10 protein-coding genes and 2 pseudogenes are annotated in these 11,569 nt (G+C 58.4%); 9 read left to right on the top strand and 3 right to left on the bottom strand.

Features of this window, described 5'->3' with window-relative positions:
- Window positions 1-299: 299 nt before the first annotated feature.
- The 5 genes and pseudogenes from JWS10_RS11630 (at window position 300) to JWS10_RS11615 (ending at window position 3,699) form a co-directional block, all read left to right on the top strand.
- Complete coding sequence (locus JWS10_RS11630) at window positions 300-650, top strand: ATP-binding cassette domain-containing protein (RefSeq protein WP_299507552.1); 351 nt, start codon at window positions 300-302, stop codon at window positions 648-650.
- A gap of 192 nt (window positions 651-842) precedes the next feature.
- On the top strand, window positions 843-1,055 hold the full coding sequence (locus JWS10_RS11625; protein ID WP_299507550.1) for a hypothetical protein: 213 nt from the start codon (window positions 843-845) through the stop codon (window positions 1,053-1,055).
- Window positions 953-1,498: pseudogene (locus tag JWS10_RS11620) on the top strand (ABC transporter substrate-binding protein); the annotation flags it as partial. The gene JWS10_RS11625 and the pseudogene JWS10_RS11620, both read left to right, overlap by 103 nt.
- 119 nt (window positions 1,499-1,617) lie before the next feature.
- Entirely contained in the window at window positions 1,618-1,728 is a 111-nt protein-coding gene (locus tag JWS10_RS21260) for a hypothetical protein (protein WP_366943536.1), read from the top strand.
- A 421-nt stretch (window positions 1,729-2,149) separates the two neighbouring features.
- Window positions 2,150-3,699: pseudogene (locus JWS10_RS11615) on the top strand (D-aminopeptidase).
- Window positions 3,700-3,911: 212 nt separating this feature from the next.
- Here JWS10_RS11615 and JWS10_RS11610 read toward each other — a convergent pair.
- A complete protein-coding gene (locus JWS10_RS11610; protein ID WP_299507545.1) occupies window positions 3,912-4,928 on the bottom strand; it encodes an LLM class flavin-dependent oxidoreductase in 1,017 nt (338 codons plus the stop codon).
- 449 nt (window positions 4,929-5,377) lie between these two features.
- Here JWS10_RS11610 and JWS10_RS11605 point away from each other — a divergent pair, with 449 nt between their 5' ends.
- Window positions 5,378-5,872: an MgtC/SapB family protein gene (locus tag JWS10_RS11605; protein WP_299507543.1), complete on the top strand. Its 495-nt coding sequence runs from the start codon at window positions 5,378-5,380 to the stop codon at window positions 5,870-5,872.
- Window positions 5,873-6,546: 674 nt separating this feature from the next.
- Here the strand turns inward: JWS10_RS11605 and JWS10_RS11600 are convergent.
- Both JWS10_RS11600 and JWS10_RS11595 read right to left on the bottom strand, forming a co-directional pair.
- Window positions 6,547-7,224, bottom strand: a complete 678-nt coding sequence (locus JWS10_RS11600; RefSeq protein ID WP_299507541.1) for a host attachment protein — start codon at window positions 7,222-7,224, stop codon at window positions 6,547-6,549.
- 73 nt (window positions 7,225-7,297) lie between these two features.
- The gene (locus tag JWS10_RS11595) at window positions 7,298-7,705 is read right to left on the bottom strand and encodes a hypothetical protein (protein ID WP_299507539.1); all 408 of its coding nucleotides are present in this window, start codon (window positions 7,703-7,705) and stop codon (window positions 7,298-7,300) included.
- A 1,423-nt stretch (window positions 7,706-9,128) separates the two neighbouring features.
- On the opposite strand from JWS10_RS11595, the gene JWS10_RS11590 reads away from it, so the two are divergent.
- The 3 genes from JWS10_RS11590 (at window position 9,129) to JWS10_RS11580 (ending at window position 11,298) form a co-directional block, all read left to right on the top strand.
- Window positions 9,129-9,326 (top strand): hypothetical protein, encoded by a 198-nt coding sequence (locus JWS10_RS11590; protein WP_299481674.1) that lies wholly within the window; start codon window positions 9,129-9,131, stop codon window positions 9,324-9,326.
- A 156-nt stretch (window positions 9,327-9,482) separates the two neighbouring features.
- On the top strand, window positions 9,483-9,998 hold the full coding sequence (locus tag JWS10_RS11585; protein WP_299507537.1) for a ferritin-like domain-containing protein: 516 nt from the start codon (window positions 9,483-9,485) through the stop codon (window positions 9,996-9,998).
- Window positions 9,999-10,302: 304 nt separating this feature from the next.
- On the top strand, window positions 10,303-11,298 hold the full coding sequence (locus tag JWS10_RS11580) for an MBL fold metallo-hydrolase (RefSeq protein ID WP_299507533.1): 996 nt from the start codon (window positions 10,303-10,305) through the stop codon (window positions 11,296-11,298).
- The last annotated feature ends 271 nt before the right edge of the window (window positions 11,299-11,569 follow it).

The raw sequence follows: 11,569 nt of genomic DNA, 5'->3' as shown, positions 1-11,569 counted from the left end.
CGAGAAGCGGCCGATCGCGCAAGAACATTCTATTAATGATCGCCAGCCCACATCCTGCAGTGTGCGGCGAAGCTGCACAGTGGCCCCTCTGGGCAAGTTTTATCTTAGCGGGACTCGCATTCGCGTGTCTGCGTGATCGCTGGCCCGCGCGATGCTGGGGCTGACACCCGTGACCTCGGGGGAGGTGATATTCGACGGGCTTAGTCTGACCGAAACCGCAACGCTACATTGAAGCGGCTGCGGTCGGATGCCGCGATGGTGTCTCAAGACCCGTTCAATTCGCTCAACCGCGGATGACCGTGGGCGAGACGCTGGCTGAGGTGCTGCGCATTCAAGGCGAAACGCCAAAGGCCCGCATTCAGGCCCGGAGCTTTGAACTTCTGGACATGGTGGGGTTGGAGCGCAGCTTTGCTGACCGTCGCCCGCGCAGCTTGTCGGGCGGGCAATGCCAGCGCGCGGGAATCGCGCGGGCGCTGGCTGTGAACCCCCGCGTGATCATCGCAGATGAGTGTGTGGCGGCGCTGGATGTCACCATTCAGGCCCAATTTGTCGATCTGTTCCGCGAACTGACCGCCAGCAACGGCTTGACGCTGACATTCATTGCCCCTGACTTGGCCATCGTGCGCAATCTCTGCGAGCGGGTCGTGTGATGCACCACGGCGAACTGGTCGAGGATGGTCCTTCGCACCGCGTCTTTGACCATCCTGAAACCGCCTATACGGCCGCACTGATCAGCCATACCAGACATAGACCCAGACCGCCCCATCAACGGCGGCACCCAATCAACGGGAGCTTACGATATGATAAAGAACTGGACAAAGGCCGCGCTTTGAAGCCCCGCGATGTCAACAGCGGCGATATCCTACGCCGAAGCCCAGGGTGTGCTGACCATCGGCCGCCGCGAGGATGGCACAACTTTCGATCCGATCGCCACTGCGCAGAACGTTGATTTGTGGGTGTTTTCCAATTTTCCGACGTGCTCGTGCGTGGACAAGACCGGCAGCCTCCTAGTACCCGGCATCGTTCAGTCGTGGGAGGTCTCGACGATGGGCTGACCTACACATTCAAGCTGCGCGATGCCAAATTCTCGGACGGATCGCCCGTCACAACTGAAGATGTGGCCTACTCGCTGACCCGCATTCGCGACAGCGAACTGTCGTTGTGGTCGGACCGCTACAAAATCATCGGCGACATGCAGACGCCGGATGCGAAGACGCTGATCGTCACGCTGACTGGCCTCTCGGCACCGTTCCTTTCGACGCTGGCGATGTCGGGCGCATCCATCGTCTCGAAGGCCGCAATGGAAGCCATGGGTCAAGAGGCATTTGCCGAAAAGCCAGTCGGGTCGGGCGCATTCATGGTGGAGGACTGGCGGCGCGGCGACCCAGTAATCTTGAAGAAGAACCCCGAATATTGGGACGCGGCAACGGTCAGTCTCGACGGCGTGGAATGGATTTCCATTCGCGATGACAACACGCGGATGCTCGCTGTGCAGCCGGGCGAGCTGGATGCGGCGATATATGTGCCGTTTTCGCGCGTTGCTGAACTGAAGGCCGACGTAAGGCCAAGGCATTGCTGGCCGAAGCTAATGTCGGCCCGATCTCGTTCAACTCCGTTGTGGATGCAGGCGATCAGACGCTCGAGCAGATCGCCATTCTCGTTCAGCAGCAACTTGCAAGTGTGGGCATCCCGGTGAACCTGCAAAAGGTGGACCCAAGCCAGACCTAGGACATGCTCTTGAATGGTGACTATGACATGAACGTCAATTGCCGGACCAATGACATACTGGACCCCGACCAGAAGAGCACCTTCGTTCTGGGCCATGATTTAAACATGAACTACATGACACGTTACAAAAACGAAGGCGTCAAAGCTCTGGTCGCCGCCGCTCGGCTGGAAATGGACCCGGCCAAGCGCAAAGCAACGTATGCCGACGTCCAGAAACAGGCCAAAGCCGATGTTCACTGGATTGACCTTTACTACAGCCCCTTCATAAGCGTGACCAACAAGGGGGGTTCAGAACTTTGGCCAGAACCCGCTTGGCCGGTTCTGGCTGGAACAGACAGTAAAGACCAACTGAAAAGACCAACTGAGTTCGCTCGTGGCGGCCCCCTTTCGCCGCCGCTTTCTCAACAACAGGGGACATGCCATGACAATCGACATCGAAGGCGTGACTGCGGCTCTCGACAAGTTGCCAAAGCTCTATCCCGGTCCGGGTGGCGTGGCGGGTGTAATGCTGGACGGGTGATTGCCGCCCGCGCCTGGGGTCATGCGAATGTTGATACAGCGCAGCCGATGACCATCGGCACGCGTTTGCCGATCTGCTCGATATCGAAGCAGTTCACCTGTCAGGTGCTTCTGGCGACGGTGGCTGATCCGGCCGTTTTGGATGCCAAGGTGGCAGGGTTCCTGCCGCAGTTCACGGGGACGCTGCCAACGGTCAGACAGCTGTGCGACAACCAGTCTGGCTTGCGCGACTACTGGGCGTTGACTGTTCTGCATGGCGCATTTGCCGAACAGCCGTTTCGGCGCGAAGATGCGCTGCCGCTGATTGCCCGGATGAAGACCGGGCATTTCCCTCCCGGCACGCAATACTCCTATTGCAACTGCAACTTCCGCCTCCTGTCCGAGATGATCGAGGCGGAAACCGGCGTAGCTCTGGATGAGCTTTACAAGCAGCACGTCTGGGGTCCGGCGCAGATGAAAACGGCCGTGCTGACAGCTGACACCAGCCAACCCGAAGACGGCGTGGTCGGCTACGAAGGCAGCGACGCGGCTGGGTTCTTTCCCGCCCAGAACGCAATTTATTGGGTGGGGGACGCGGGGATTTCAGCTTCGCTTTCGGACATGCTCGCCTATGAAGCATGGATCGATGCAACCCGCGACGATGAAGGCAGCCTTTACCGCCGCGCTTCGGTTTCACCTCACTTCATTGATGGCAAGCCCGCCGCTTATGGTTATGGAGTTTCACACGAATCGATTGCCGGGCTGGATTTCAGCGGTCACGGCGGTGCCCTGCGCGGCTTTCGTGCGCATCGGCTGAATGCACGTGAGGCCCGGTTGTCGGTGGTGGTGATGTTCAACCATGAGGCCGATGCTCATGGCGCAGCGGAATCGCTGGTTCATGCTGCAATGGGCCGGATAGCCCCGGCAGAGGCTCCGTTGCCCGTTGGATGGGATGGTCAGTGGATCGGCCCCAACGGACTTCTCACGCGCGTGAAAAGCGGGCGCAGCTATGCCAGCCTGAACCATGCCGGTGGGGCGGAGCGGCTGACACTTGCCGCCGAGGGGACGCTGACCTCGCCGGGGGCGACGCTTGCACGTAAAGCTGATGGTCTGACACTGACGCGCGTGAAGGATAACACAGAAGCCACGCTGGTGGCTCTGGCGATTCTCGACAGCGCCAACGTGGACGAAATTGCCGGGCAATATCATTCGACCGAGCTAGAAGCCTTGATGGAAATCGTGGCGCACGACGGCGCGGCACATGTGCGGTTTTCCGGCCTGCTGGGCAGCGGCCGAATGGAACGAGTTGTCCCTGCCGGCCCTGATGTGTGGACAGTCGCGACGCGCCGGTCAATGGACGCCCCCGCGCCGGGCGACTGGACGATGATAATGAAGCGGAATGCCAAAGGAGCTGTAATTGGGCTGACCCTTGGCTGCTGGCTGGCGCGAGAAATTGAATACAAACGTGTCTGAGTGTCTGACTTGTTGATGGCTTGCGGCTCGCTTCCCGCTACGTCGGGTAAAAGACCGTCCAGGGGCGACGCATAGTGCGCCGATCACCAGCACTTTCGGTTAGGCTCGTTGATCTGCCGCGCCATTATGTTGAAGAGAGTCTACGTTGCGAGATAACTTGCTCGCAACGTATCTTAGTTGGACGGCGCGCGTTCAGAAAGCTGACGCCCGGCTCAGCGCCAGCCGAGACCCGGCGCGACATGGGTCAGGATGCTCTCCAGCACATGCACATTGTACTCCACGCAGAGCATGTTCGGCACCGTCAGCAGCAGCGTATCCGCGGCGGCAATGGCCTCGTCCTTTTGTAGCTGATCGATCAGACGGTCGGGCTCATCGGCATAGCTTCGGCCAAAAATGCCGCGGAAATTGTCGATCTGGCCGATTTGGTCAGCTTCTTTGCCGCGACCGAAATACTGCCGGTCCATATCACTGGTAAGAGCAAAGATCGACCGACTGACCGAGACGCGCGGCGTGCGCGCGTGGCCCGCTTGCTTCCAAGCCTCGCGGAAGGCTTCGATCTGCTTGGCCTGCTGCACGTGGAAAGGCTCGCCCGTCTCGTCGACCTTCAAGGTGGAACTTTGCAGGTTCATCCCCATCTCAGCCGCCCAAACCGCCGTTGCGTTTGACGCCGAACCCCACCAGATGCGATCCTGCAAGCCGGGCGAATGCGGCTCTAGCCGCAACAGGCCCGGCGGGTTTGGAAACATTGGGCGCGGGTTGGGCTGGGCAAAACCCGCGCCGTCGAGATGCTTCAAAAAGGTCTCGGTATTCCGGCGCGCCAGCTTTGAACCATCGCCGTCCTCATCCGTACCATACCCGAAATTACGCCAGCCACCGATCGTCTGCTCGGGCGACCCACGGCTGATGCCCAGTTGCAGCCGACCGTCCGAAATCAGGTCGGCCGAACTGGCATCTTCGATCATGTAGAGCGGGTTCTCATACCGCATGTCGATGACACCGGTGCCGATCTCAATTTTTGAGGTCCGCGCCCCGATGGCCGCCAGAAGCGGAAACGGAGATGCCAGTTGCCGGGCGAAATGATGCACGCGGAAATACGCCCCGTCGACGCCAAGTTCCTCGGCAACCACTGCCAGTTCGATGGATTGCTTCAGTGTCTCACCAGCGGATTTCAGCGGCGAGCGCGGCTCTGGGTCCCAGTGCCCAAACGACAAAAATCCGATCTTCTTCATGATCTCTCCGGAAGCGAAGGGGCTGGTGCCCCGTTGCGCGTTACCTATTTACTCAGGCTCGCCTCCACCAGATCAGGCACTGCACAGCGTTGGTTCGCCAAAGCACACCTTCCATAGCGCTGAGGATTGTCACACACTGCAGACGCGATATATGCGGCGGTCTTCAGGCAATTCCAGACATTCAGCCGCTCGTGTTGGATCGTCGGAGTTCGTTCTCTCCGGAGGCAATCTCATGCACCGTGATCTGCGTTGATCGCTTCGAGAAACGTCCGGCTTTACTCGCCTCAAAGCTTCCCAAGGGTGGTGCGATTAAATGTTGCGATGCAGTCGGGACGGGTATCCACCCATCATTTTATTGGTTGCGAGGCTGTTTACTTAATCGAGCATTGTCTGACATAAAATAAGACCGGATCGGCGTGAGACGTCGATTGTTGTGGAAAGGCAAAAGTGTGCAAGAGATTTGGAGTACGCTCATCAGCGAATTTTCCGACATTCCCGACTTACCAACCATGACGCGCATCGTGGTTCGCCTAATGCTCGCAGCACTTCTCGGCGGAATTATCGGGTATGAACGTGAACGCAAAGCGAGAAGCGCTGGTGTGCGGACGCATATGCTGGTTGCTGTCGGGTCGGCACTTTTTGTCCTCGGACCAACCCAAACTGGCATGGACGTTTCGGATTTGTCGCGCGTTTTGCAAGGCATTGTGCAAGGCGTCGGTTTTCTTGGGGCTGGCGCCATTATTGTTCGGGCTGGACAACACAAAGTTGAAGGTCTCACCACCGCGGCGAACATTTGGGCCACCGCTGGTATCGGAATTGTTGTCGGGCTGGGCCTCGAGGCCACGGCGGTCCTGTCAACGATCATTGTACTCATCATTTTGGCAGCCGTTCCTTTCATTCTGCCCGCAGCCGGAACTGATGATGGTGATCAAAATGAAAGATAGAAATTGCCCCTTGGGTTCAACGGCTTCGCATAATGCAGCATTTAACTGTAGCGCGATGTCCATAACCTTTGGTGGCATGGTCTCATGCCTTGGCCAGGCAGATTGCATTGAGGCCCGCGACTTTTTTCCTTGGCTTTATCGAGACCAGCTGGGGTGTGCCGCCGACCTGACGAACCTGTGTCGATCACAATCGTAACAGTGACGAACCATCTTTAAAGAACCGTCTGTTAGCTTGAAGATCACCAGTCATCAATCTGGTGTCGCCCCCGACGCCAGCGTTCTGTGGGAGCCTTAGCTGGTAACGAGCGGACACGCCAACAACACCCTGCGAGATACTCACCACGCATACAGCTATCGCAGTTGTTCAGCGCAAGCCGGGCTCTGCACCTATTCTTTCATCCAGCCACGACCGCAGCCCGGTGGTGAGTGATCCGCCCCCAACGGTGAACCGCCGGAAGGCGGAGTTTCTTCATTTCGGTTGACAACAGCCCGGCGTATCGTTTCTTCCAGTTGAAGTAGGTCGCCGGACTGCGCGTCCGAAAATTTGCTCGCCTTCACCCGATTCCGCTCCTCTCCCAACCGGAAAAGCGTCGCCGAAAACTCGAGCTCCAAACTGTCCAGTTTGCGGGGATAAGAGCAGACGCCGCACGATCTCCGAAGGTGCAGCCTCGGTGTCAGAGCTTCGCGAGCGCCGTGGCAAGATCCTGCAAAGAGGCTTTCACCAGCGTTTTTGGCACTTCGAGCGTGATGCGCTTCCTCAACTCAGCATGATACAGCGGACGCATCTGACCAAGCGAAGACGGATCGGCCACGATGACAACCTCGGCAGGCAGCGCATTCGCCAACGCCATCGCGTTCAATCTGTGCACAAGCTGGGTGGTGAAACTTGCTTCACCATGCTCCTGCGGGCTCTGCTCGACCGGAGCACGCCCCGCCACGCCTTCCGCATGCGACAGGCTATTTGGCGTCACCGTTTCGAGATGCTCCAACGAGATAGCATCGTGGCCGATGTTTTTGTAGAAATGCGCGGATGTGCCGTCGGCAACGACGACGAAAGCATTGGTGGCAAGCATGGGAAGATCCTTTGAAATCTGGCGCCGTGACGGCACGCTAACGTAATAATGATTTGAGTTGTCGTTTGGTTCCGGCATACCCGATAAATGCGCACATCGGAGCAAGCAGTCTTCGGAGCAGATGGCGGGGCCGGCGACGGTGGTCTGACGCTGTCCGGTGGCGGTGTGATCGGGCCGCACTTGGCAGAGGGCACCGCGCTGTCGAGTGATGACCGCTGAAAGAGACATGGCTTCATTGATTGCTCTTCTGCTGTTTCGCTGGAAAGCGATGAAACTCACCGGATCCGATCTCAACGGCGGCTGCGCAGGTGACAGTTGCTATGGTTCTACATGCTTCGTGTGGCCCATCGCCTCAGACACCCGATGGCCTGTTTCGCCGCGCCAAAAGGCAAATCGCATTGACCGCTATCAGAGCCAGCCCTGCGTTTTCAAGGAAGAAATTGGCGCGGACATCCAGAACGTGTGTGTTGATCAACGTTTCGAAATGATGGAACCCGACCGCCCTGACTGCAACATACCCTGCCACGACTGCCAGCCCGAGCAGTCCCGCGCCGTTGCGTCGCAACGCCTGGCGCATCAGATATACCCCAAAGCCGAGGCCGACGACGATCGAAACGAGCAGGACTTCGATGACGAGATGTTGAACGTCGCGCCGCGCGCCATACCAACCTTGGAGCTGCGCTATGCAGCGGCCAGTTGCTGTCAGCGCCGATTGTAAATCCAACTGCTTGTTCACCGCCAAAAACAGCATCAGCGTCAAAATCAAACCCCAAAACCGTCGCTCGCGGCGCGGTTGCGCCCCACGCATCAGCAGCGCCACTGCAAGGGCCGCGCAAACCAGATAACTGCCGACAGTCAACCATCCCGTCAGGTTTGGGTCGCCAATTTTCGGGGTCCAGCGCGCTTGGACGCAGAGTTGGAGATCCACCAAATTTATATTCTGAAACATTTTGTTCCGATTCCTTGGCCGAGGGCGGTGTCAAACAAACGCCGCCATTTAGTCGTTGCTTCAAATGTGGCGCGGGGTTTGCAGCCTAATTAGCAGACTCCGCACATTCGAGACCTGCCATCCACCCCGCCGTGTCAGCATCTCGCCTTCAGTCAATGCGACCGCAATGGCGCGCAGCGAGGCAGCTCCATTATGCGCGATATCGGCCACCACCGCACGCAAGTCTTGCGTGTGTCGATCGGCATGGACCTGACCGTCATAGCAAGTCGGCCGATCTCGCGCGTCCAATAATCCATGAAGCGCTGGCCTCAATCCCGACCCCGAGCAGGACGATACTATGGCAAAGAAGCGCACCTCCGCCCAACGCACACCGAAGGGGCGTCCAAAGAGCCCAGAACTCGGAATTTTGACCTGGATCCGACCGTCGCATCAGCATACCGGCCCGCGGCCCGCGGCATGTGGCAAGCCTTACCATAAGGCCTGACACCTGAACGCACCCGATCATTGCTCGGAAGGCCCGAACGTCAGAAATGCCTTGCATCCTGGAAGCATCCACACATGCATGCCGACTGACACGCTTTTCTATGTGCGGTGAGATTCAACGGAAAAGGCTCGCATCGGCAGCGACCTTGCAGCTCAGAAGCGTCCCAACTGGGATAACCCAACTGGAAAATCCTCGACCGCGGACGTTTGCCGAGCTTGATGTACAGATTCACTGCGCGCACTCGCTCTTAGTCCAAGTTTTCGTCCGCACCCCGCATATGCGGGATTTTGGCACGCGAGCATACAGCTACTTATCGCTAAAACGCCGCCAGCCTGCACAGCCGCGCATTAATCCAGCCGAGGTTCTGTTGACGCGCCTCGTCGCCCGGAATGACCGAACCGCGCTGCGAAGCTTTGATGCGGCAACTAGATAAGCAAGCTGAATTGCAAGATCAAATTCGATCCATAAAAAGCAGGACAAGCCTATTTCGACAATGACAGCGCCGACATTGGAACTAATCTTACATTAGCTGGTTTGCCTCCATAATGTGGGAGGACACCATGCGACCTAGATCGATCGGGATGCGCGATACCAATCGAGACGGTGGACGACCGTTTCGAGCTAATAACCGGGCTGGACTCTCCATTCGGTGTGGCATGGACCGACGACACGCTTACGTCGCAGCGACGGACACTATCTTGGCCTCTCTCTACCGCTTGGGTGAGACCAAGATCAGGATAGGAGGCTGATATGTCGACCTCGAAGAAAACTCCCGCCAGCATCCGGCAAGGTGGTCCGGGCGCGTCGCATGAGAACGCCAAGATGCCGCTTGATCCCAAGAAACCGCCTGCGGACGATGACAGCCGCACCCGCAGCAACGTCTCGGGAGGCGGTGGCGAGCAGGACCGTCACCACACCCACGAGCCGCACAAGAAAGGCGGCAACTGACTTGGTAAGGATCTCTAAATGAATAGCCGCGTCGCTGATCGCGATCAGCTGACTGAATCATAACAGCGCGGCGCGGTTGCAAAATTATGGTGTCGCGGACGGCAACCCATGTGGCTCGTCCGCGCAAGTCTGAAATCCCGAACTGAAAGGCTGAACATGGAAAACGTAGATACCGCACATGAAGTGTATCTCAGTGGGCTGAAGAACGCTCATGCAATGGAAACGCAGGCTCTGTCGATTATGCAGCCGCAACTGAACCGGTTGGAAAATTACCCGGATATGTCGGCCATGTTAAGCCGCCACATCCGCGAAACCGAGGGTCAGATCGCCCGGTTGGAGCAAATTTTGGACGGCATCAACGAAAGTGCATCTGGGCTAAAGGACACGATGCTGTCTTTCACCGGCAGCATGGCGGCCCTGGCGCATACCGTCGCACCAGACGAGGTGCTGAAGAACTCGCTGGCAAATTTCGCTTTCGAAAACTTCGAGATCGCGGCTTACACGTCGCTGATTACGGCGGCGCAGCTGAGCGGGGCATCATCTGCCATTCCATTGCTGGAGCAGAACCTTGAAGAAGAGCGGCAAATGGCGGCATGGATCCAAGACAACCTATCGGCGGTAACCCAGCAATACGTGACTCTCAGGGCAAGCGGTCAACGAGCTGATATCTAAGTCGGTTCGGCCAGATCGTCTGCTTTGGCAAATGTCGCGCGCTGCCGCGATGGCTTGGTACCGGCTTCTGCGGCTCTCTTGTCGGCGGGCACAATTCTCCAACTTTAGCACCGGAGCGAACTGAATGATTTCTCCAAAACTTCACGCAGTTCTCGACGCTCTATCCGCTGCTGGCCTCGCCGTTGCGCCAACTGCGTTAGGCTGGCCCCGTGCCTTGCGCGCGCCGTTAATAGCCGCTGGCGCTGGAGTTGCTGCGTACAGCCTCGCAACTCGTTACCGGGCCGAAGCCCGAGGCGCACTGACCTTGGATCAACATCTTGCGTTGGACATGGCGCAGGGCCTGGCGTTCCTCGCGGCAGGGGCGAGCCTGCGCGCGCCCAATGATGTACGTCTTGCTCTTGCTGGCTACGGCGCTTTTTCACTGGCCGCCGCTGCCCTAACCCGACCGCCAAAGGCGGAGCGCATCGATCAGCAGATTGCTTTGCCGCCCAATGCCATAATCCCTTCGCGCAACGATGGGTTGGCAGGATGGGTCGCACCGGGGGTGGCGTATCTGCGCCTCGGGATCGTCAACGTTGCGTTTTTGGGGCTAAAGAGCGCTGGCGATCGCGGGTGGGTTCTGGTTGACGCTGGTCTGCGCGGTACGGCGAGCCGAATACAGCGGGCGGCTGCGCAACGCTTCGGCCCCGAGGCCCGCCCTGCGGCCATCGTGATGACTCACGGCCACTTCGATCATGTGGGAGCCTTGGCAGACCTTGCGCGCGAGTGGAACGCGCCCGTCTATGCGCATCCCTCGGAAATGCCTTACCTGAACGGCACTCGGTCTTATCCACCCGGTGATGCGTCGGTGGGAGGCGGTTTTATGGCGGCGCTCGCTCCGTTCTATCCGACTGCGCCCACCGATGTCGGCGATGTCCTGCGCCCGCTACCGGAAAGTGGCGAGGTACCGGGCGCGCCAGGGTGGCAATGGTTGCCAACGCCGGGTCATTCACCTGGCCATGTTTCACTGTGGCGCGATGCTGATCGCTGCCTTGTCGCGGGCGATGCCGTGATCACCACTGGTCAGGAATCCGCATATGCGGTCGCAGTGCAGCGGGCAGAGATGCACGGGCCGCCCGCTTATTTCACGCCCGATTGGGATGCAGCGGGTGCATCGGTTCGCAGCCTTGCCGAGCTTGCCCCTAACATCCTACTCAGCGGTCACGGCAGGCCGGCAAAAGGCGCCGCAATGACCGCAGCACTTCATAAGCTGGCCGCAGAGTTTGACCGCATCGCAGTGCCGCACGGGCGGGGACGTTAGCGCAACGCATCGCGCAATGCGCTTTGGCACAGTCAACGGGGCTAGTGACTCGCAGCGCAATCAAAGCTCTGTTTCAAGCGAATAATCAGCGCCCTCTTTTCGCAAAGCTCTCAGGTTTCGAGCGCCATAGCTGTTACAAACGCGTTTGTGCGCCTTTAATAAATTCATAAACCTCTGGCGAAACTAAACCCTGAATTGTGTCAATTTGCGCACTATTCAATCTCTAGCTTCATTCAACTACCGATGTGATTTGAATTTGGGCTGAAAGCGC

Origin of the sequence: Cypionkella sp., from assembly GCF_028290025.1 — a bacterium.
Classification (GTDB): domain Bacteria; phylum Pseudomonadota; class Alphaproteobacteria; order Rhodobacterales; family Rhodobacteraceae; genus Cypionkella.
This window is presented reverse-complemented; position numbering and strand designations above follow the sequence as displayed.

Coding starts and splice junctions, on each gene's coding strand:
- JWS10_RS11625 (WP_299507550.1), top strand. CDS start 843: ATGTCAACAGCGGCGATATCCTACGCCGAAGCCCAGGGTGTGCTGACC.
- JWS10_RS11585 (WP_299507537.1), top strand. CDS start 9,483: ATGGAAAACGTAGATACCGCACATGAAGTGTATCTCAGTGGGCTGAAG.
- JWS10_RS11590 (WP_299481674.1), top strand. CDS start 9,129: ATGTCGACCTCGAAGAAAACTCCCGCCAGCATCCGGCAAGGTGGTCCG.
- JWS10_RS11610 (WP_299507545.1), bottom strand. CDS start 4,928: ATGAAGAAGATCGGATTTTTGTCGTTTGGGCACTGGGACCCAGAGCCG.